This window comes from Dyella humi (assembly GCF_044904605.1).
GTDB lineage: Bacteria > Pseudomonadota > Gammaproteobacteria > Xanthomonadales > Rhodanobacteraceae > Dyella_B > Dyella_B humi.
This window is the reverse complement of sequence record NZ_JADIKI010000023.1, coordinates 2,265,566-2,285,636: the sequence shown is the minus strand read 5'-3', so window position 1 is coordinate 2,285,636 and position 20,071 is coordinate 2,265,566. Positions and strand designations below refer to the sequence as shown.

Sequence of the window (20,071 nt, the reverse complement as noted above, 5' to 3'; positions counted from 1 at the left end):
ATGTTCGTTTTCGCTCACATGAAGTTCAAAAGCGCGTGAACGAACATTTTTTTGAGATATAAATGTACAAATTTGCTCGATATGCGATCGTATTCGAACATTTCCGAAGGATGCACGCTGCAGCGCAGCGAGGCTCAAGGCGCATCGGCAACGTGCACTTGCGTGCCTGCCTCGGTCAGCACCGCCTCCAGCTCGGGCGGTGGGGCGCGGTCGGTAAACCACGCATGCACCAGGGAAATCGGCCCCAAGCGGACCAGGGCGTTGCGTCCCACCTTGCTGTGGTCTGCCGCCAGAAACACCTGCCGCGAGTGTTCGATGATGGCCTGCGCCACCCGCACCTCGTGCAGATCGAAATCGAGCAGGGTGCCGTCCGGATCGATGCCGGAAATGCCGATCACGCCGAAGTCGACCTTGAACTGGCGGATTAGCTCGATGGCCGGCTGCCCCGTCACGCCGTGGTCGCGCCCGCGCACCACGCCGCCGGCCACGATCACCTCAAAGCTGGGGTTTTCGCTGAGCATGATCGCCACGTTGAGGTTGTTGGTGATCACGCGCAAGCCTTTGTGGTTCATCAGCGCACGCGCGACGTCCTCGTTGGTGGTGCCGAGGTTGATGAACAGCGAGGCGTCGTCGGGGATGTGCTGGGCCAGCAGCGTGGCGATACGCAGCTTTTCTTCCTGCCAGAGGCTTTGCCGCTTGGCATAGGCGAGGTTTTCGACACTGGAGGGCAGGCTGACGCCGCCGTGGTAGCGACGCAAAAAGCCCGCATCACACAGGGCAGTCAGATCGCGGCGGATGGTCTGCTGGGTTACGTCGAAATGCCCGGCCAGATCCTCTACGGTGGCAAAGCCCTGCTCGCGCACGCGTGCCACCAGCTGCTCCTGCCTGCGGTTGAGTACCAGATCGCTCATCGTTGTTCCGTCCGGACAGCTTTCGCCATGGTAGCGTGAGTGCAAGCCGGCCTAAGAGCCTGTTCCCGATGTCTGCGCAGCCCGCGTGGCGCTTGAGCGATGCCAAAAAACCGCCCGGCATGTCTTCTGGACGGCCAACCTTCGGGCAGAATCACACGTAGCGCGGCCGCCGCCTCTATAATCGAGGTTCTATGTCCAGCCCCAGCCGCATGAACACCTCCGTTCTCCAGACCATCGACCCGGCACGCGATTTTGCTGGGGTACGCGCCCTTGCCGAGGGCGATATGCAACGCATCGATGCCCTGGTCCGGCAGCGACTGGCTTCCGACGTAGTGCTGATCAACCAAATCGCCGACCACATTATCGCTGGCGGCGGCAAGCGCCTTCGCCCGATGCTGCACACCCTGGCCGCCCGCGCCGCTGGCTATGCCGGCGACAAGCACATCAAGCTGGCGGCTGTGATCGAGTTCATCCACACCTCCACCCTGCTGCATGACGACGTGGTGGACGAATCGGATCTGCGCCGTGGCCGCAAGACTGCCAACGCCCTGTGGGGCAATGCGGCCAGCGTACTGGTGGGTGACTTCCTGTATTCGCGTTCGTTCCAGCTGATGGTGGAACTGGACGACATGCGCATCATGCGCATCCTGGCCGACACCACCAACACCATCGCCGAGGGCGAGGTGTTGCAACTGCTCAACATCGGCAATGCGGACGTGGACGAGGCGGCCTATCTGGCGGTGATCGAACGCAAGACCGCGGTGCTGTTCGCCGCTGCCACGCAACTCGGCGGCCTGTTAGGCGGCTTACCGGAGGCGCAAGTCGCATCGCTCCGCCGTTACGGTATGCAGCTTGGCTACGCCTTCCAAATCGCCGACGATCTGCTCGACTACATCAGCGATGCCGACACGCTGGGGAAGAACATCGGCGACGACTTGGCCGAGGGCAAGCCGACGCTGCCGCTGATCTACGCACTACAACGCGTCGGCACCGAGCAGGCGCGCGAGATGCGCCACGCCATCGAACACGGCGGCCTGGGTTCGCTCGACCATATCCTCACCGCCATCCGCGAATCCGGTGCGATCGAGCGCACTCGCGAATGCGCTTTACGGCACGCCCGCGCTGCGCGCGAGGCCTTGTCTTCGTTGGCGCCTTCGCCCTATCGAGATGCGCTGGCGACGCTGGCGGATTATTCGGTGCAGCGGACGTTCTGATGTTTACCTCCCGCTCCCCGCAGGGAAGCGGGAGGTAAAAGCTTCACTCAAGGTGTACCGCTGAACGCCGCATGCAACCAATCGTGCATCAGACGATAGCTGCGCGCTGCCGCACGCGGATCGTACTTGCAGCCCGGCGAGTTCTCGTCCACCTCGGTGAAGCAATGCACGGCGTTGCCCAGCACTACGAACTGCCAGTCGGCAGGGCTTGAACGCATCTCGTCCATGAACTTGTCGGCGTCGGGCATGGTGCCTTTGTCATCGGCGCCGTTCATCACTAACACGCGTGCCTTGATGTTCTTGGCCAAGGACGGATCATCGGTAGTCAAGCCGCCATGGAACGACACAATGGCCGCCACGTCCGCGCCGCTGCGCGCCAGATCGAGCACCGCGGTGCCGCCGAAACAGAAGCCGATTGCCGCAAGCTTGCTGGTATCGATCGGCGCGTTCGTGGCTTGCGCTTTCAGTTGTGCGAGCGCCTCGTCGATGCGTTTGCGCATCACTGCACGATCACCGTACAGGGCCGCGGTAGCCGCCTTGGCCTGATCGGCATGCCCCGGCTGCGGCCGGACATTTTCGCCGTACATGTCGGTCAGCAGGATGACGTAATCCTTGCCGGCGATCATGTCCGCCTTCTTGATGGCGCCATCGTTTATGCCATACCAGTTTGGCACCATCACTAGACCTGGACGCTTGGCGTGGCTGGCGTCGTCATAAACCAGCACGCTCTTGAAGTGCGTGCCATCCAGCGTCCATTCCACCGGACGATGCACCATCTTGGCCTGCGCGGCAAAGCTCAGGCCGGCGAGTAAAGCGAGGCTGACTGCTCGAACGAAACGCATGACGAGATTTCCTTTGTGAGTAAGAGTCAAAGTCGCACAACTTTCGAACAACTAGACCGGAGCCTCGAACAAGCCCCTCCCCCTGCTTGCAAGGGGAGGTCGGGAGGGGGTGAACACTTGCGGGAAGTCTCAAGGCAAGTACTCACCCCACCCCACCCTCCCCTGCAAGCAGGGGAGGGTGCCCTGTTTTCGCATGGATGAAAACAAAACGCTAAAGCCCTGCCGCGTGCATCCCAAGGCGTCGCTTCAACGGTAACAAGTGATCGACAACGCGTACGCCGAGGCCGCGCATAGCCACCCACGGCGCGCTCTGCCACGCATAAATACGCGCCAGCGCGTCGAAGCCGTAAGCATCGAGCGTATCGGCACTGCGACGACGGCGCGCATAGCGGCGCAGCACGTTCGACGAAGCGAAGTCACGCCCCGCATCGCGAGCGGCGACCAGGGTGTCGCGCAATTCGGCTACATCGCGCAGGCCAAGATTCACACCTTGCCCGGCCAGCGGGTGCACCACGTGCGCGGCATCGCCGAGCAGCACGAAGCGTTCGGCTTGATAGGTGTCGGCCAGTTGCAGCTTCAGCGGAAATGCCGCGCGCGGCGTGGTGGCCGTGATGCGTCCCAGACGGAAATCGCTGGCAATACCGATTTCTTTCGCGAACGCCTCGTCGTCCAGCGCCAACACGCGTTGCGCTTCGCTTTCCGGCAGCGACCACACGATGGAACTGCGGCCGTCCGCCAGCGGCAGGAAAGCCAGCGGGCCGGAGGGAAGAAAGCGTTGCCAGCAGGCCTGCGCATGCGCGCGCTCAGTGGTCACGTGCGCGACCACGGCGCGTTGCGTGTAATCGCGGCCGCGCGTACTGATGCCGGCGCGCTCACGCAAGGGCGAACTGCCGCCGTCGGCCGCGACCAGCAGGCGCACAGCCACGCTTTCGCCGTCGGCCAATTCGAGCATCACGCGATCGGTGCGCGTTTCGAAATCCTTGACGGTCGCCGGGCACAGGCGCTGCACACCGGCCGCGTCAAGCGCTTGCCAAAGCATCCACTGCACTAGGTTGTTCTCGACGATGTAGCCGAGCTGATCGCGCCCTTCATCGGCGGCGTCGAAATCGATGGCAGCGCCATTCTCCGCATCCCACACGTACATGTGCGCGTAAGGACAGGCGCGCGCGTCACGAATGGACGTCCAGACGTCCAGCTCATCGAGCAGCTTGATCGATGAAGGTGCGAGGCCGACCACGCGCAGATCCACGTCGTCCTGCGGCTGCCATGGCGATGGCGGACGCGCTTCCAGCAAGGCTGTGCTGAAGCCGGCCCGACTCAATGCGAGCGCCGCCGCGGCACCCACCATGCCGCCGCCAACCACGGCGATATCCAGCGCCGGAGCGCGACGCTGCGTTGCGGGAATGGTTCTCATGGCACGCGCTCCAGCACGGCACGCGGCGGCGTGCCGCGAAAACCCATGCCGCGCCGGGCCAAGGCCTGCTGCAGCGGCGGCACGCGATCGTAGGCCAGCAAGGCGAGCGAACGGAACGGCGCCAGCCACGGCTGCGGCATGCAGGCGAAACGCACCAGATCGTGACTCATCGCCATGGTGCCTTCGCGATCGGGAGCGCGGCGCGCAGCGTAACGTTCCAGCAGATCCTGCTCGCCGGGATCGTCAGCCGCAGTGATCAACTCCGACAGCGTCAAGGCATCACGCAGCCCGAGGTTGAAGCCTTGCGCGCCGATCGGATGCACGGTCTGCGCGGCGTTACCCACCAACACGGCACGCGGTGCGATTAGGCTGCGCGCGGCAACACGTCGGATTGCATACGGATGACGTTTGCCTGGTCGGCCCAACCGTCCAAGTCGCCAGCCGAAGCGCCTTTGCGCGAGTGCGATGAAATCCGCGTCATTCAAGGCCACCACGTCGTCGGCCGTATCCGCGTCAACCGTGAGCACCAATCCGCAGCGTCGCTCTGCCAGCGGCAACATGGCGATTGGGCCTTCGTCAGCGAAGCGCTCCCAGGCGCGATTCGCCGGATCGCGTTCCGGCGTCACCGTGCAGACGAAAAGGGTCTGCTGGTAATCATGCACATCGGCTTCAATGCCGAGCTGCGCGCGCACGAAAGATTCGGTACCGTCCGCGCCGACCAACAAGGCGGCGTCGACGTGCTGCGTTCCTTTCGGTGTCTTGACCTCGGCGCGCCAACCATCCTCAAACTTCGTCAGGCCGATGAGACTGGCCGGCGCAAGGCGTATCAGCTGCTTGCAGGTGTCCAATCGGCGCAGCAGCGCAGCGCCCAGTTCACGCGCAGGCAGGGTCCAGCCCAGCGCATCGACGCCATGCTTTGCGGCGTCCAGGCGCGCACTGCCGAATTCGCCCGCTCGACTGACATGGATGTGTCGGATCGGCGTGGCCTGCGCGGCGGCAAGTGGCCACACGCCGATGGCATCCAATCCGTTGACGGTGGCGCGCGCCAGCGCCAGATTGCGCTCGTCATAGCTGGGCTGCGCGTCGGTGCGCGGTGCGGCGGCTTCGACCAGGGTGACGCGGCAACCGGCCGCATCCAGCGCGATCGCCAAGCTGGCACCGACCAGGCCGCCGCCGACGATCAGCACATTGCCTGCGGGAGCAAAGGGGGGAGTAGAGCCTGCCTTCATATTCCAAGCGCTCCGCATTGCGTCTGAGTGGTCGTCAGGTGGTAGTGCGTGGCGCAGCGCCAGACTGGCCGTCTGGTCAAGCCGCGCGCTGCCGCATGGCGGCGACTCAGACGCAATGCGGGGCACTTGGAGTACGAAGGCAGGCTCTTAGTCATGCGCGGATGATACGCGCTGCCAACCCATTCTTTGCATGGGATACACTGGGCGTCTTCTTAAATGCCGTCTGCTTTTCTAGGGAGTTCTTCATGGCTACGACACAGACCCAGCGTCTTGGCATCTTTGCCGCGCTCGCCCTAGTGATGGCGGCGACACGTGTGCATCTGTCGCTGTTTCATCACGACATCTGGGACGCGTCGTGGGGCGTGTTCTTCCTGGCCGGCTTCTGGCTGCGCGGCACCGGCCGCTGGGCATTCCCGCTGCTGATGGCCGAGGCGGTGCTGGTGGACTACCTGGTGATCAGCCGCATGGGGATCAGCTTCTGGGATCACTACTGCGTGTCGCTGGGCTATTGGTTCCTGATTCCCGCCTACGGCTCGCTGTGGATCGGCGGCAGTTGGTTAGCCAAACATCAGCGCGGTCTCACGCTTTCCACCCTGGGCCTGGCGGTTGCCGTGCTGCTGGTGAGCGAAGCTGCGTGCTATACGATTTCCAACGGCAGCTTCTACTGGCTGAGTGCCCATGTGCCGGCACCGAAGAGCTTTGCCGCGTGGTCCGTAAATTTTGGCGACTGGTACCTTCCGTTCCTCGCTACTACGGCGACGTACGTCGGCCTGGGCGCCCTGCTGCATGTGCTTGCCACGCAGCTCGCTCGCCTGTCGCATGGCAGCCAAGTGCAGCATTGAGCCGTGGGCAATCGTCTTTCCAAGATCTATACCCGTACGGGTGACGATGGCAGCACCGGCCTGGGCGACGGTTCGCGTGTGCCGAAGGATTCGGCGCGCGTCAACGCCTACGGTACCGTCGACGAACTCAACAGCACTATCGGCATGGTGCTCGCCTGCGAAGGCATGGATGAGGACATGCGCGAAACGCTTACCCAGGTGCAGCATGAGCTGTTCGATCTGGGCGGCGAGCTGTGCATTCCCGGCATGGCGATGATCGAGGACGCCGACATCGACCGGCTGGAGCAGGTGCTGGATCGCTTCAACGATCCGCTGCCGCCGCTGAAGGATTTCATCCTGCCGGGCGGTGGGATGGCCGCTTCCTGCTGCCACTTGGCACGCACGGTGTGCCGCCGGGCCGAGCGCGAAGTGATCGCGCTGGGACGCATGGAAACGGTGCGACCACAAGCGCAGCGCTATCTCAACCGGCTGTCGGACCTGCTGTTCGTGTTGTGCCGCGTGCTGGCCCGCAGCAGCGGCCATGGCGAGGTGTTGTGGCAGCACGAGCGCCGCCGCAAGCCTGCTGCTCCCTGAGTTCCGCATGCTGCAACTGTTCACCCATAGCGTCTGCCTACAGCACGATCCCGGCCCCGGACATGCCGAATCGCCGGCGCGCCTGCGCGCTGTGCTGGAAGCGTTGGACCAGGATCGCTTTGCCACCGTGGACCGCGTCGAGGCGCCGCGCGCCACTCGCGAACAGCTGCTGCGGGTGCATACGCAGGCCCATGTCGACCGAATCCTGGCCATTACGCCCGAATCGGACACGGTGCGGCTGGACGAGGACACCCTGATGTCGCCCGCTTCGGCCGAAGCCGGCCTACGGGCAGCGGGCGCGGTGGTGGCCGCGGTCGATGCCGTGATGGCGGGCCACGCCACCCGTGCCTTCTGCGCGGTGCGGCCGCCCGGTCATCACGCCACGCCCGATGCAGCGATGGGCTTCTGCCTATTCAACAACATCGCCGTGGGCGCCGCGCATGCGCTGACCGCACATGGCCTGAAACGAGTGGCGATCGCCGATTTCGACGTGCACCACGGCAACGGCACGCAGGACATCTTCCAGCGCGAACCGCGCGTGTTGTTCATCTCCAGCCATCAATGGCCGCTGTATCCCGGCACCGGCAGCGCGGACGAACAGGGCATGGGCAACGTCATCAACGCCCCGCTCTCGCCAGGCGAAGGCTCTTACGAATTCCGCGCACTGTGGAGCGATGCGCTGCTGCCGCGCCTGCACGCGTTTAAGCCGCAGCTGCTGCTGGTGTCGGCCGGCTTCGATGCCCATCAGCGCGATCCGCTGGCGAACCTTGAGCTGCAGTCCGAGGACTACGCCTGGATTACCGAGCGGCTGGTCGACTTGGCCCAGGCGCATGCCGGCGGCAGGCTGGTGTCCACGCTGGAAGGCGGCTACGACCTGTCCGCGTTGGCAGCCAGTGCCAGCGCACATGTCAGTGCGCTGATGGACTGAAGCGCAAGTTCGGCGAGTACGTTATGCCCTCTCTACCCTAGGGCGAGAGGGAGTGCCCATCCGGCTCGAAATCGAGCGCAACGGAATTGATGCAATACCGCAAGCCAGTCGGCTTAGGCCCATCCGGAAACACATGCCCCAGGTGCGATTCGCATGACGCGCAGCGCACTTCCGTGCGATGCATGCCATGGGTTTCATCAGGCGCCAGGGTCACCGCCGTACGCTTGATCGGCTGGAAGAAACTCGGCCAGCCCGAGCCGGAATCGTATTTGGCTTCCGACGCGAACACCGGGCTGCGGCAGGCCACGCACACGTAGGTTCCCGCTTCCTTATGCCGATACCACTTGCCGCTAAACGGCGGCTCGGTGGCCGAGCAGCGGCAGACCGCGTACTGCTCCGAATTCAGGCTTGCGCGCCATTGCTCGTCCGTCTTGTAAGGCTTGTGCTGATTCATGCGCTTCCTCGTTGCCAACGTATGCCGTACGAAGGGCCTTTCTGTTAGCTTAACGCCCCTTCGTCGCCGATTGATCGCCTCCGTGAAGCCCAAGAGCCTGCCGACCTCGCGTCCTCTGCCTCCACGCCGCCTGCTAGCAATCGCTGCTGCCGCTGCCCTGTTAAGCAGTCAGGGCGCGCATGCTTCTTCCCAGACCAAGCACCCCAAGGCCACGCTGAATGGCACCGAGGTGGTCTGCGCGCTGGGCAGCTTCATCTGCCCGCCCCGTCCGGACAACTTCGCGCTGTGCCGGCCCAACGGCATGCTGGAGTTCTACGACCCGTTCCTGAGCAAGGATTCGGCGCTGCGCGCCTCGGCCAGCACTCAGGTGTGGGCCGAGCACGTGGAAAGCCCGGACCAGATCACCTACCACCTGAGCGGCCACGTGAAAACCGTGCGCGCCGACCAGGAGCTGCACGCGGATTTCGCCGACTACAACAGCGACACCACCGATTACGACGCGCGCGGCGGCGTTCACTACCAGGAATCCGCGCACCTGCTGTCGGCCGATCACATCACCGGCAACACCGACAACAGCACGGGCCTGGCCACCGGCAATGTGCGCTACCAAATACTCGACTCGCATGGCAACGGCACCGCCGTGCGCGCGGAAATGCTGGATGCGGATCGCAACCGCTACACCATGGCCACCTATTCCACCTGCGACATCGGGCGGCACATCTGGGAGCTACGCGCCAAGCAGATCGAGACCGACGACACCACCGGCCGTGGCGTGGCGCGCAACGCCACGATGAGCATGTACGGCGTGCCGTTTTTCTATTTCCCGTGGATGACGTTCCCGCTCAACAATGATCGCCAGAGCGGCTTCCTGTATCCGTATTTCGAGCATACCGGCAACGCTGGCTACCAGTTCCGCATTCCGTATTACTTCAATCTGGCGCCCAACTACGACGCCACGCTCACGCCACGCTACTACAGCAAGCGCGGCGCGATGCTGTCCGGCGAAGTACGCTACATGTTCCCGAGGACCAGCGGCATATTCCAGATCGAATTCTTGCCGCACGACAACTATAACGACCAGAAGCTCACGTCGACCTCAATCGACACCCAGAACCAGCAGCGCTACCTGTACCACTTCGTCAACAGCACCAGCCTGTGGCCGGGATGGTCGCTGAGCACGAACCTCAATCGCGCTTCTGACCAGAATTACCTGCGCGACTTCGGCAACGACCTCTTTACCATCTCCACCGCGCTGCTGTATTCGAGCGTCTATCTGAACGGTGCGGGCAACTGGTGGAGCGCCTCGGTCGGCGGCGACGTGTGGCAGAACGTGGATCCGTCGCAAGCAAACAGCGTGGAACCTTACAAGCGGCTGCCGCGTGCCACGTTCAACATGGATATCCCGTTTGCGCGCTGGTACGACGTCGGCTTGACCAGCGAGGCGGTGAAGTTCCACAAGTTCGACGAGGTGGAAGGCTCGCGCATCGATCTGAATCCATATATCGACGCGGACTTCCAGGGGCCGGCCTGGTTCATCCGACCCAAGCTGGCCTACCGTTACACCGGTTATTCACTGGACAGCGGCTATCAGCGCTATAGCTATTACACCCCGCTGACCAGCGGCACCACCCCGTTCACGGAGAGCAACCCGAGCCGCGCGCTGCCCATTGTCAGCCTGGACCAGGGCCTGATCTTCGAACGCAGCACCTCGCTGTTCGACACGCACTACACGCAAACGCTGGAGCCGCGGCTGTATTACCTCTACGTGCCGTATCGCAACCAGAACAACCTGCCGCTGTTCGATACCGCGCCGATGGCGTTCGACGACTGGATGCTGTTCGCGCCGAACCAGTTCTCGGGTGCGGATCGCCAGATGAACGCGAACAACCTCACCGCTGCGGTCACCACGCGCCTGCTCGACGACGGCGGCGTGGAACGTCTGTCGGCCACGTTTGGTCAGATCCGCTACTTCACGCCGCAGCGCGTGCAGACGCCTTGCACCACCACATCCGGCACCACTGTCTCCGGCTGCACCGCCGCCACCAACTGGAGTGGCTCAGATTACGTAGCTGAGCTCAGCACGCAGCTCAACGACCAGTGGTCGGCCAACACCGAGTACCTGTGGAACCCGAACACCCGCCTGACCGATCTCGGCACCTTTACGCTGCAGCGGCGCCTGGGCTTCGACGGCATCCTCAACTTCTCCTACCGGTTCCGGCGGGGTTTGCTGGAACAATATGAAGCCTCGGCGGTCTATCCGATCTCGGAACGCTGGCGCCTGATCGGTGAGTGGACCTACTCGATGATGGACAAGCGCACCGTGGAAGCCCTGGCCGGCGTGCAGTACGAAGGATGCTGCGTGAAGGTCAGTTTGGTGGCCCGCCACTACGTAACCGGCTACTACGGCGTGGTCACCGCCCTGCCGCCGGGACAGACCGCGCCGGGGAGCGACACCGCCGTGATGTTCCAGTTGGAATTCAAGGGCATGGGCACTTTCAGCGGCCAGACGGAGAGCGTGCTGCGGCGTGATATCCTTGGCTATCAATAAGCGCGTCCAGGCTGGCTCGGACGCCCTCGAAAAAACGGCCGCCCCGGTCGTTTTTTGAGCAACACCTGTTACTAATCCTTCGCCACCGGGCGACAGAAGGCTGTTCACTGATGAAGCAGATTTTTGCGTTGTTCCTGCTGACGATCGTCACGGCGATCCCGTCGTTGGCCCAGGCCCAGCTCCTGGCGCCGCAGGATTCGAACTCCGGGCAGCAGCCGATCGACCGCATCGTGGCCGTTGTGGAAGACGAGGTGATCCTGCAGAGCGAGCTCAACGACGCCGTCGCCGCCATCCAGCAGCAGTACGCCAACCAGCCGGGGCAGTTGCCACCCATCGACGTGTTGCGTCGCCAGGTGCTCGACCGCCTGGTGCTGATGAAGCTGCAGTTGCAGCGCGCCGACGACCAGGGCATCCGCGTGTCCGATGCCGACGTCGATCAGGCCGCACAAGCGGTGGCTGCGCAGAACAAGATGAGCCCCGACCAGCTACGCGCCGCGGTGGAGCAGAGCGGCATGAGCTTCGCCGCCTACCGCCAGCAGTTGCACGACCAACTGGTGGTGCAGAAGCTGCACGAGAACGTGGTGCGCAGTTCGGTATCGGTGACCGAGAGCGAAATCAACAACCTGCTCAACAGCCCGAACTACAAGGCCGGTGAGGTGCATCTGGCGCACATCCAGATCAGCATCCCCGGTGGCGCTACCGCCGCCGACATCCAGTCCACGCAGACCAAGGCCGAGCAGGCGTTGGCCGCCGTCAAGGGTGGCATGCCGTTCAAGGCCGCGGCCATCCGCTTCTCCGATGCGCCGGACGCGCTGGACGGCGGCGACCTCGGCTGGCGCCGCGTGGACGAAATTCCGCCGGCCTTCGTCGACACCATCAGCAGCCTCAAGCCCGGCGACATCAGCGGCATCCTGCACGGCCCCACCGGCTTTCATATCATCCAGTTGGTGGACCAGCGCGCGCAGTCCAAGCAGATGGTCACCGAGTACCACGCCCGCCAGATCCTGATCCGTCCCAGCGAGCTGCTGTCGGCGACCCAAGCTCAACAGAAGGCGCAGGATCTCTACAACCGCATCGTCAACAAGCACGAAGACTTCACCAAGCTGGCGAAGGACAACTCCAACGACGACACCACCGCCAACGCCGGTGGCGACATGGGTTGGTTCCAGCAGGGCGATTGGGGCACGCTGATCGGCCAGAAGCTGGCGGACCTGAAGGATGGCGAGATCTCGCAGCCGTTCCAGAGCGAAGCCGGCTGGCACATCCTGCAGCGCTTGGGTACGCGTAACAGCGACATGACCAATCAGATCGCGCGCGAGCAGGCGCGCCAGGCCATCGGCAACCGCAAGGCGGACCAGGCCTACGACGACTTCCTGCGCGACCTGCGCTCCAGCTCGTACGTGAAGATTCTTGCGCCCGAACTGGAAGAGCCCGTTGCCGACAACGGCAAGGCATCGTCGTAATGACGGCGCTGCGCGGGTAAGTCATGACTACGCTCGCGCTCCCGCGGCTCGCCCTCACTGCTGGCGAGCCAGCGGGCATCGGCCCCGAGTTGCTTGTCCGATTGGCCGCCACCTCGTTGGCGGCCAATTTCATTGCGATCACCGATCGAGGCTTACTCGAACGCGCCGCTGCGCGTTGCGGCACCAGGCTTCAACTGATCGACGATGACGGCGAATCCACCGACCACCGCCCGACCGGCACGCTGCGCGTACGGCACATTCCGCTCGGCTCCACTGAAATTCCCGGCCAACCCGATCCCCGCAATGCCCGACATGTGCTGGCGACGCTGAGCGAAGCTGCAGACGGATGCATGGCGAGACGTTACGCGGCCATCGTCACAGCGCCGCTGCAGAAATCCTCGATCAACGACGCGGGCATTCCCTTCAGCGGCCATACCGAATTCTTCGCCGAACACAGCCACGCCGACGTGGTGATGATGCTGGCCAGCCCTGAATTACGCGTAGCACTGGCCACCACGCATCTGCCGCTGCGCGCGGTGTCGGCCGCCATCGATGCGACATCGCTGGAACGCACGCTGCGCATCGTGCACACGGAGCTGCGCAGCAAGTTCGGTTTCGATACGCCACGCATCGCCGTGCTCGGTCTTAATCCGCATGCCGGCGAGAACGGCCACATCGGCCGCGAGGAAATCGACACCATCATCCCGGTGGTGAACAAGCTGCGCCAGGAAGGGATGCGATTGCTCGGCCCCGTGCCTGCCGATACCGCCTTCGTGCCTGCGCAACGCGAACGTTACGACGCAGTGCTCGCGATGTATCACGACCAGGCACTACCCGTGCTCAAGAGCGAAGCCTTCGACCGCACCGTGAACATCACGCTCGGCCTGCCCTTCATCCGCACCTCGGTCGATCACGGCACGGCACTGGATCTTGCCGGCACCGGCAAGGCCGATCCTTCCAGCCTGATCGCTGCGGCGCGCTTAGCGCTGGATCTGGTGGCACGCAGAACAACATGAACATTCCTGCCCGCCCAAAGAAAAGTTTCGGCCAGCACTTCCTGCACGAACGCCGCTACATCGAACGCATCGTCGCCGCCATCGCACCACGCCCGAATGATTTCCTGGTGGAGATCGGCCCCGGCGAAGGCGCGCTGACCTTTCCGCTACTGGCTGTCGCAGGCAAGCTCACGGCAATCGAGCTGGATACCGATTTGATTCCGCGTCTGCAAGCAGAAGCGGCAAGTATCGGCGAGCTGTCGATCGTGCATGCCGATGTGCTGAAAGTGGATTTCACAGCCATGGCGCAACGCGCGGGCGTGGCACGGCTGCGCATCGCAGGCAATCTGCCTTACTACATTTCCAGCCCGATTCTGTTCCACTGCGTCGAACACGCAGCGGCCATCGCCGACATGCACTTCATGCTGCAGAAGGAAGTGGTCGATCGTATGGCAGCGGAGCCGGGTAGCAAAGTGTATGGACGGCTATCCGTCATGCTGCAGCTAGCGTGTCGCGTGGAACCGTTGTTTGACGTGCCGCCAGGTGCATTCCGTCCGCCACCGAAAGTGGATTCCTCCGTCGTACGACTGGTGCCACTGCCTGCCGAAGAGCGTCACGACGCCGATCCGGCGCGAGTGTATGCCATCGTGAAAGCGGCCTTCGCGCAGCGCCGCAAGACGCTCGGCAATGCATTGCGTCAGCTCATGGACGCTCAGGCCATACAGGCTGCGGATGTTGATCCCAAGGCACGTGCCGAGACACTGGCGCCCGGGGATTTTGTAAGGCTCGCCAAGATTTCCTAGGGTCGGGTTCGGCGGCATTCCGCCCTGACCTACGCGGCGTTCCGACTCCCGCTACAATGCGCCCATGAGCAAGAAATCTCCCTACACGATCGACGTGCAGGTGCAAACCCGCTTCGTTCCCGATCAGTCCGCCCCCAACGAAAACCGCTACGTCTTTGCCTACACGATCAAGCTGCACAACAAAGGGATCGTGCCCGCGCGCCTGCTTACCCGTCACTGGGTGATCACGGACGCCAATGGCAAAGTTGAAGAGGTGTTCGGTGAGGGCGTGGTGGGCGAACAACCATGGATGCGCCCGGGCGATGATTACGAATACACCTCCGGCGCGGTGCTGGAAACGGCTGTCGGCACCATGCAGGGTAGTTACCAAATGATGGCCGACGACGGTACGCGTTTCGAAACGCCGATTCCGGCTTTCACGTTGTCTATTCCCCGCACGCTGCATTGACCGAGGATTCGCTCATGACAAGCGCGCGGCAGGTCTTCGAGGTGATTCGCTGATGGCCATCTACGCGATCGGCGACATTCAGGGCTGCTATCCGGAGCTGCAACGCCTGCTGGAGAAACTGCGTTTCGATCCAGCGAGCGACAAGCTGTGGTTCTGCGGCGATCTCGTCAATCGCGGCGGGCAATCGCTGGAGACGCTTCGCCTGGTGCATTCGCTACGGGATAGCTCGGTGGTCACGCTCGGCAATCACGATCTCAGCCTGCTTGCCATCGGGCAGCGCAAGCAGGATGCGCAAGCGCGGGTCAATCCGGAATTACGCGAAGTGCTGTTCGCCGAGGATGCGCCGACATTGCTCGATTGGCTGCGCACTCAGAAGCTGCTGCATCACGACGAATCGATCGGCTGGACCATGGTGCACGCTGGCCTTGCACCGAGCTGGACACTGAAGCAAGCGCAACGCTGCGCGCTGGAGATCGAGCGCGAACTGGACAGCCCGCGTCATCCTCGCTTGCTGAAGAATCTGTTCGGCAACCGGCCGGCGGCATGGACCAGCCGACTGCAAGGCATCGAGCGCATGCGCGCATCGATCAACACGCTTACCCGCATGCGCTTCTGCGACGTCAACGGCCGCATCGATTTCGAAGGCAAGGGCGCGCCCGGTACGCAAAAACCCGGCATGTATCCGTGGTTCGAAGTGCCCGGTGTGCGCAAGCGCGATACACGCATTGTGTGCGGCCACTGGTCGGCGCTAGATCGTTTCGCCGGCATAGGCGTGTACGGCATCGACACCGGCTGCGTGTGGGGTGGAAAGCTCACGGCGCTGCGTCTGGATTGCGAAGAGTCGCAGTACATCACGGTGAATGCGGAGCCGCATCGCAAGCGGTTGCCGGGCGGGGATTGATCGCTACCTGCCCCCTCTCCCCAAAAGGGAGAGGGAACTAGGCGTGCTCAGTTCAATTGCCCGTGGCAGTGCTTGTACTTCTTGCCGGAACCACACGGACATGGATCGTTACGCCCTACCTTCGGCCCCGCCACCACCGGTTCGGTAGCCACGGTTGCCTGTGTGGCAGGCGCAACATCCATACCCAGCGCACCACCGACAGGTGCACCGCCGCCGGTGGCCTGCATCTGGCGCGCCATGCGCTCGGCCAAGCGTTGCTGCTCAGCTTCCATCGCGGCGACTTCTTCTTCGCTGCGAATGCGGATGCGCGCGAGCATCTGGATCACTTCGGTCTTGATACGCGCCAGCATCTGCGAGAACAGCTCGAAGGATTCGCGCTTGAACGCCTGCTTGGGATCCTGCTGCGCATAGCCTCGCAGATAGATGCCCTGGCGCATGTAATCCATGCTGGAAAGATGTTCCTTCCACGCGTTGTCCAGCACGCTCAGCATGATGTGCTTCTCGAGCTGACGCATGGTTTCCGTGCCGATCTGCTTTTCCTTGGCCTGGAACATTTCCTCGACCAACGTGCGCGCGTGTTCCGACACGGTGTTGGCATCAGCTTCGGATTGCTGTTCCAGCCACGGTTTTAGCTGGGCGGAGATGCCGAAATCGCTCTCCAGCTCACGCTCCAGGCCCGCGATGTCCCACTGCTCGTCAATGCTGTCAGCGGGCACGTAGCGGCGTACCAGGTCGGTGGCCACATCTTCGCGGATGTCGGCGATGGTGGCGGAGACTTCTTCTTCCTCCAGCAACTCGTCGCGCTGGCGATAGATCACCTTGCGCTGATCGTTGGCAACGTCGTCGTATTCGAGCAGGTTTTTGCGGATGTCGAAGTTGTGTTGCTCGACCTTGCGCTGCGCCTTTTCGATCTGGCGACTGATCATGCGATCTTCCAGCGCCTCGTCTTCCTTCATGCCGAAGCGCTTCATCCAGCGCACCAGGCCTTCACCGCCGAAGATGCGCAGCAGGTTGTCCTGCAGCGACAGATAGAAACGCGAGGAACCCGGGTCGCCCTGACGACCGGAACGGCCGCGCAGCTGGTTGTCGATACGGCGGGATTCGTGACGCTCGGTGCCTACGATGTGCAGGCCGCCGGCGGCGATCACTTGCTCATGGCGCTTCTGCCAATCCGTCTTCACGCGTGCGCGATCGGCGTCGGTGGCCTCCGGCGGGAGTGCCGCCAGCGCGGCTTCCAGGCTGCCGCCGAGCACGATGTCGGTACCGCGGCCGGCCATGTTGGTGGCGATGGTAACGGCGCCGGGCATGCCGGCATTCGCCACGATGTGCGCTTCGCGTTCGTGCTGCTTGGCGTTGAGCACTTCGTGCGGGATTTTTTCCTTGCTTAGCAGGTTGGACAGGAGCTCGGACACGTCGATCGACGCCGTGCCGACCAGCACCGGCTGGCCGCGCTTGTGGCAGTCCCTGATGTCCTCGATCACCGCCTTGTACTTCACGTCCTGGCCGAGGAACACCATGTCCGCGTTGTCCACGCGAATCATCGGCTTGTGGGTGGGAATCACCACCACTTCCAGGCCGTAGATGGTCTGGAACTCGTACGCTTCGGTGTCGGCCGTACCGGTCATGCCGGCCAGCTTTTTGTACATGCGGAACAGGTTCTGGAAGGTGACCGTGGCCAGGGTCTGGTTCTCGCGCTGGATCGGCACACCTTCCTTCGCTTCCACCGCCTGGTGCAGACCGTCGGACCAGCGACGGCCCTGCAGCGTACGGCCGGTGAATTCGTCGACGATGATCACTTCGCCGTCGCGCACGATGTAATCGACGTCACGCTGGTAGATCGCGTTCGCACGCAGCGCGGCGTTGAGGTGATGCACGATGGCGAGATTGCGCGCGTCGTACAGGCTGCTTTCCGAATCGATCACTTTCGCCTGCTGCAGCAATTCTTCCGCATGCTGCATGCCCTCTTCGGAGAGATGCACCTGCTTCTGCTTTTCGTCGACCCAGTAATCGCCCGGACCGTCTTCTACCGACTGGCGGGTCATGCGCGGCACGAGTTTGTTCACCGCGATGTAGAGCTGCGGCGAATCTTCGGCCGGGCCGGAGATGATCAGCGGCGTGCGCGCTTCGTCGATAAGAATGGAGTCCACTTCGTCGACGATGGCGTAGTGCAGGCCGCGCTGCACGCGCTGCTCCTTGGACAACGCCATGTTGTCGCGCAGGTAGTCGAAGCCGAATTCGTTGTTGGTGCCGTAGGTGATGTCCGCAGCGTAAGCGGAGAACTTGTCGGCGTGATCCATACCCGGATACACCACACCCACGCTCATGCCAAGGAAGTTGTACAGCTTGCCCATCTGGGCGGCATCGCGCCTGGCGAGGTAGTCATTGACGGTGACGACGTGGGTGCCCTTGCCTTCGAGCGCGTTGAGGTACACCGACGCGGTAGCTACCAGGGTCTTGCCTTCACCGGTGCGCATTTCGGCGATCTTGCCCATGTGCAGCACCATGCCGCCGATCAGCTGCACGTCATAGTGGCGCATGCCGAGTACGCGCTTGGCGCCCTCGCGTACCACGGCGAAGGCTTCCGGCAGCAGCTTGTCCAGCGTCTCGCCGCTGGCTAGGCGTTGCTTGAACTCCTCGGTTTTGCCGCGCAGGGCCTCGTCGCTGAGCTTTTCGAACTCAGGCTCCAACGCGTTGATACGCGCGACGTTTTTGGAGAGCTGGCGCAGTACTCGGTCGTTACGGCTGCCAAAGAGGCTCGTCAGGGCACGATTAAGCATCGATCTTCCGGATCTGGAAACTGAGGGAGCCCATCGGAGTCAATCCGGGCGGGCAAAGGTTTGATGATACTAGGGTCCGCCGGGTATCCCAAACGCGGAAGTCACGGCGTATCCACGCCAGGGGTGGCGGTACGGCGGCCCGCTTTCAAGGGTGCCGCCGACGGGTGCGTTGCGTTCGGTCAGCGATGGTTCTTGACGTACGCCAGCGGATTGACCACGCGGCCGTTGTACCAAACCTCGAAATGCACGTGCGCGCCAGTGGAGCGGCCGGTCGAACCAATTTCCGCGATTTCTTCGCCCACGCGGACATGCTGGCCCGGACGCACCAGCAGCTTGCTGGCATGCGCGTAGCGGGTCATGTAGCCGTTGCCGTGATCGATTTCCACCACGTTGCCGTAGCCGCTGCGCACGCCTGTGAAAGTCACCATGCCCTCGGCGACAGTACGTATCGTGCTACCGAACGGCGCCGCGATATCCAGGCCGGTATGACGTGCCGCGAGGCCATCAAAAGGATCCGCGCGTACACCGAAATACGAAGAGATGTAACCGTCTGCCGGCATGCCGGTGGGTTTCAGGTTCGAATCGATGCGCGCATTCAGCAGCAGGCTCTGCATCGCGTTCAATTGGGCCTGTTGCGTCTCGAACTGGGTGGCCAGTTGGCTGATACCGGTATCCAGCGTTTGCGGCAGCGCGTAGGAGCTGCTGCCGTCCGTCACTTCGACGCCGCCGACCGGGGGCGGCTGGTCGAAATTGAATTCGTTGCTGTCTAGCTTGCCCACCTGCACCAGGCGTTCGCCCAGTGCATTGATGCGGGTCGCCTGGGCTTGCAGCTGGCCGAGCTTGATGGCCAGCGCATCGAGCTGCCGGTGCGCGTCTTCGCGCAGGTCGCCCAGCTGCTGGTCCTGGATTTTCACTTGCTGATGCAGCGCATCGATTTCGGCCAGCGCACGATCGCGGGGGCTGGCCACCGCCAGCGCCATGCCGGCTCCCACGCTTGCCAACGCCAGCACGATGACCGCTCCGATACCGCATACACGCCAGCGCAGGCGAGGGTTGGCGAGATCCAAGGTTTTGGGCACCTTCCCTGCGCGTGAGACGAGTATGATTTGCATGTCTTTACCAGTTCTAGGTTTTTTTACTGATGCAGCGCGATGTACCTACTTCCCACCGCACCGGTCAGGGCCCCCGGCCCATCACCGATGTCGGTCCTGTCGCTGCGCTGGCCAAACAAGCCGGCAAGCTGGAAGCATTGGACCGCGCGCTACGCCAGACGTTGCCATCGCCCCTGCGTGAGCAGGTCAGATTCGCCAATTTCCGCGACGACCGTCTTGTATTCCTGGCTTCCTCGCCGGCCTGGGCATCGCGCCTGCGTCTTCAACAGACGCAGATCCTCGCTGCCGCACGCGCCATCGGCGCAAATGCCAGCTCAGTGACCGTGAAAGTGGCCCCCCTTCCTCCGCCTGACCCGCAGCCGGAGCAATCAAAACCGCTTTCGACCGCCGCGGCGCTTCATCTGAAGGCCGCTGCGGGTTCCATCCACGATCCCGAATTACGGGCAATGTTCCTGGAACTGGCGTCCGTCGCCGAAACCGCGGATTCCAAACCTTCCGCAACACCCTGAGCTGCGGGCGTCATACCGTGGAAAGGCGAACAGCCGCCTACCTCGATGCGGAAGACGGTTTTATACCACGGCGTGCACCACCCAGGTCTCTATGCCCCGTGGTCATAA

Annotated in this window: 18 protein-coding genes; 11 read left to right on the top strand and 7 right to left on the bottom strand. The window is 63.1% G+C overall.

Going from position 1 to position 20,071, the window contains the following annotated elements:
- Positions 1-134: 134 nt before the first annotated feature.
- Entirely contained in the window at positions 135-911 is a 777-nt protein-coding gene (locus ISP18_RS21195; protein WP_380007151.1) for a DeoR/GlpR family DNA-binding transcription regulator, read from the bottom strand.
- A gap of 209 nt (positions 912-1,120) precedes the next feature.
- Here ISP18_RS21195 and ISP18_RS21190 point away from each other — a divergent pair, with 209 nt between their 5' ends.
- Positions 1,121-2,125, top strand: coding sequence for a polyprenyl synthetase family protein (locus ISP18_RS21190; protein WP_380010889.1), 1,005 nt, complete (start codon positions 1,121-1,123; stop codon positions 2,123-2,125).
- A gap of 47 nt (positions 2,126-2,172) precedes the next feature.
- On the opposite strand, the gene ISP18_RS21185 is transcribed toward ISP18_RS21190, so the two are convergent.
- The 3 genes from ISP18_RS21185 to ubiH all read right to left on the bottom strand — a co-directional run bounded on the left by ISP18_RS21185 (position 2,173) and on the right by ubiH (position 5,610).
- Positions 2,173-2,967, bottom strand: coding sequence for a dienelactone hydrolase family protein (locus ISP18_RS21185; protein WP_380007148.1), 795 nt, complete (start codon positions 2,965-2,967; stop codon positions 2,173-2,175).
- A 211-nt stretch (positions 2,968-3,178) separates the two neighbouring features.
- A complete protein-coding gene (locus ISP18_RS21180) occupies positions 3,179-4,381 on the bottom strand; it encodes a UbiH/UbiF/VisC/COQ6 family ubiquinone biosynthesis hydroxylase (RefSeq protein WP_380007145.1) in 1,203 nt (400 codons plus the stop codon).
- Entirely contained in the window at positions 4,378-5,610 is a 1,233-nt protein-coding gene (ubiH, locus tag ISP18_RS21175) for a 2-octaprenyl-6-methoxyphenyl hydroxylase (RefSeq protein ID WP_380007142.1), read from the bottom strand. Before ubiH ends, ISP18_RS21180 begins: the two co-directional genes overlap by 4 nt.
- Positions 5,611-5,855: 245 nt before the next feature.
- Here ubiH and ISP18_RS21170 point away from each other — a divergent pair, with 245 nt between their 5' ends.
- From ISP18_RS21170 to ISP18_RS21160, 3 genes are read left to right on the top strand one after another with little or no spacing between them, the layout of a single operon-like run.
- Positions 5,856-6,452: a hypothetical protein gene (locus ISP18_RS21170; protein ID WP_380007139.1), complete on the top strand. Its 597-nt coding sequence runs from the start codon at positions 5,856-5,858 to the stop codon at positions 6,450-6,452.
- A gap of 3 nt (positions 6,453-6,455) precedes the next feature.
- Positions 6,456-7,025 carry a cob(I)yrinic acid a,c-diamide adenosyltransferase gene (locus tag ISP18_RS21165; RefSeq protein WP_380007136.1) on the top strand — a complete coding sequence of 190 codons (570 nt, stop codon included), beginning with the start codon at positions 6,456-6,458 and terminating at the stop codon, positions 7,023-7,025.
- A 7-nt stretch (positions 7,026-7,032) separates the two neighbouring features.
- The gene (locus ISP18_RS21160) at positions 7,033-7,953 is read left to right on the top strand and encodes a histone deacetylase family protein (protein WP_380007133.1); all 921 of its coding nucleotides are present in this window, start codon (positions 7,033-7,035) and stop codon (positions 7,951-7,953) included.
- A gap of 37 nt (positions 7,954-7,990) precedes the next feature.
- Here the strand turns inward: ISP18_RS21160 and msrB are convergent, their stop codons facing one another.
- Positions 7,991-8,407 carry a peptide-methionine (R)-S-oxide reductase MsrB gene (msrB, locus tag ISP18_RS21155; RefSeq protein ID WP_380007130.1) on the bottom strand — a complete coding sequence of 139 codons (417 nt, stop codon included), beginning with the start codon at positions 8,405-8,407 and terminating at the stop codon, positions 7,991-7,993.
- Positions 8,408-8,489: 82 nt separating this feature from the next.
- Here msrB and ISP18_RS21150 point away from each other — a divergent pair, with 82 nt between their 5' ends.
- The 6 genes from ISP18_RS21150 (at position 8,490) to ISP18_RS21125 (ending at position 15,565) form a co-directional block, all read left to right on the top strand.
- Positions 8,490-10,955 (top strand): LPS-assembly protein LptD, encoded by a 2,466-nt coding sequence (locus ISP18_RS21150; protein WP_380007127.1) that lies wholly within the window; start codon positions 8,490-8,492, stop codon positions 10,953-10,955.
- A gap of 110 nt (positions 10,956-11,065) precedes the next feature.
- Positions 11,066-12,418 (top strand): peptidylprolyl isomerase, encoded by a 1,353-nt coding sequence (locus tag ISP18_RS21145; protein ID WP_380007124.1) that lies wholly within the window; start codon positions 11,066-11,068, stop codon positions 12,416-12,418.
- Positions 12,419-12,441: 23 nt separating this feature from the next.
- Positions 12,442-13,434, top strand: a complete 993-nt coding sequence (gene pdxA / locus ISP18_RS21140; protein ID WP_380007121.1) for a 4-hydroxythreonine-4-phosphate dehydrogenase PdxA — start codon at positions 12,442-12,444, stop codon at positions 13,432-13,434.
- A gap of 2 nt (positions 13,435-13,436) precedes the next feature.
- A complete protein-coding gene (gene rsmA / locus ISP18_RS21135; protein ID WP_380010886.1) occupies positions 13,437-14,216 on the top strand; it encodes a 16S rRNA (adenine(1518)-N(6)/adenine(1519)-N(6))-dimethyltransferase RsmA in 780 nt (259 codons plus the stop codon).
- Between the two features lie 64 nt (positions 14,217-14,280).
- Positions 14,281-14,664 (top strand): Co2+/Mg2+ efflux protein ApaG, encoded by a 384-nt coding sequence (apaG, locus tag ISP18_RS21130; RefSeq protein WP_380007118.1) that lies wholly within the window; start codon positions 14,281-14,283, stop codon positions 14,662-14,664.
- A gap of 52 nt (positions 14,665-14,716) precedes the next feature.
- Complete coding sequence (locus ISP18_RS21125; protein WP_380007115.1) at positions 14,717-15,565, top strand: symmetrical bis(5'-nucleosyl)-tetraphosphatase; 849 nt, start codon at positions 14,717-14,719, stop codon at positions 15,563-15,565.
- A gap of 47 nt (positions 15,566-15,612) precedes the next feature.
- On the opposite strand, the gene secA is transcribed toward ISP18_RS21125, so the two are convergent.
- The gene (secA, locus tag ISP18_RS21120; RefSeq protein WP_380007112.1) at positions 15,613-18,342 is read right to left on the bottom strand and encodes a preprotein translocase subunit SecA; all 2,730 of its coding nucleotides are present in this window, start codon (positions 18,340-18,342) and stop codon (positions 15,613-15,615) included.
- 179 nt (positions 18,343-18,521) lie between these two features.
- Positions 18,522-19,454, bottom strand: a complete 933-nt coding sequence (locus tag ISP18_RS21115; protein ID WP_380007109.1) for a peptidoglycan DD-metalloendopeptidase family protein — start codon at positions 19,452-19,454, stop codon at positions 18,522-18,524.
- Positions 19,455-19,483: 29 nt separating this feature from the next.
- Here ISP18_RS21115 and ISP18_RS21110 point away from each other — a divergent pair, with 29 nt between their 5' ends.
- Positions 19,484-19,963 (top strand): DciA family protein, encoded by a 480-nt coding sequence (locus ISP18_RS21110; RefSeq protein WP_380007106.1) that lies wholly within the window; start codon positions 19,484-19,486, stop codon positions 19,961-19,963.
- Positions 19,964-20,071: the final 108 nt, after the last annotated feature.

Bases quoted from the DNA above. Each gene is read 5' to 3' on its own strand.
- ISP18_RS21115 (WP_380007109.1), bottom strand. From the start codon at position 19,454: ATGCAAATCATACTCGTCTCACGCGCAGGGAAGGTGCCCAAAACCTTG.
- apaG (WP_380007118.1), top strand. From the start codon at position 14,281: ATGAGCAAGAAATCTCCCTACACGATCGACGTGCAGGTGCAAACCCGC.
- pdxA (WP_380007121.1), top strand. From the start codon at position 12,442: ATGACTACGCTCGCGCTCCCGCGGCTCGCCCTCACTGCTGGCGAGCCA.
- secA (WP_380007112.1), bottom strand. From the start codon at position 18,342: ATGCTTAATCGTGCCCTGACGAGCCTCTTTGGCAGCCGTAACGACCGA.
- ISP18_RS21125 (WP_380007115.1), top strand. From the start codon at position 14,717: ATGGCCATCTACGCGATCGGCGACATTCAGGGCTGCTATCCGGAGCTG.
- ISP18_RS21185 (WP_380007148.1), bottom strand. From the start codon at position 2,967: ATGCGTTTCGTTCGAGCAGTCAGCCTCGCTTTACTCGCCGGCCTGAGC.
- ISP18_RS21160 (WP_380007133.1), top strand. From the start codon at position 7,033: ATGCTGCAACTGTTCACCCATAGCGTCTGCCTACAGCACGATCCCGGC.
- ISP18_RS21195 (WP_380007151.1), bottom strand. From the start codon at position 911: ATGAGCGATCTGGTACTCAACCGCAGGCAGGAGCAGCTGGTGGCACGC.
- ISP18_RS21190 (WP_380010889.1), top strand. From the start codon at position 1,121: ATGAACACCTCCGTTCTCCAGACCATCGACCCGGCACGCGATTTTGCT.
- ubiH (WP_380007142.1), bottom strand. From the start codon at position 5,610: ATGAAGGCAGGCTCTACTCCCCCCTTTGCTCCCGCAGGCAATGTGCTG.
- ISP18_RS21170 (WP_380007139.1), top strand. From the start codon at position 5,856: ATGGCTACGACACAGACCCAGCGTCTTGGCATCTTTGCCGCGCTCGCC.
- ISP18_RS21145 (WP_380007124.1), top strand. From the start codon at position 11,066: ATGAAGCAGATTTTTGCGTTGTTCCTGCTGACGATCGTCACGGCGATC.
- msrB (WP_380007130.1), bottom strand. From the start codon at position 8,407: ATGAATCAGCACAAGCCTTACAAGACGGACGAGCAATGGCGCGCAAGC.
- ISP18_RS21180 (WP_380007145.1), bottom strand. From the start codon at position 4,381: ATGAGAACCATTCCCGCAACGCAGCGTCGCGCTCCGGCGCTGGATATC.
- ISP18_RS21110 (WP_380007106.1), top strand. From the start codon at position 19,484: ATGCAGCGCGATGTACCTACTTCCCACCGCACCGGTCAGGGCCCCCGG.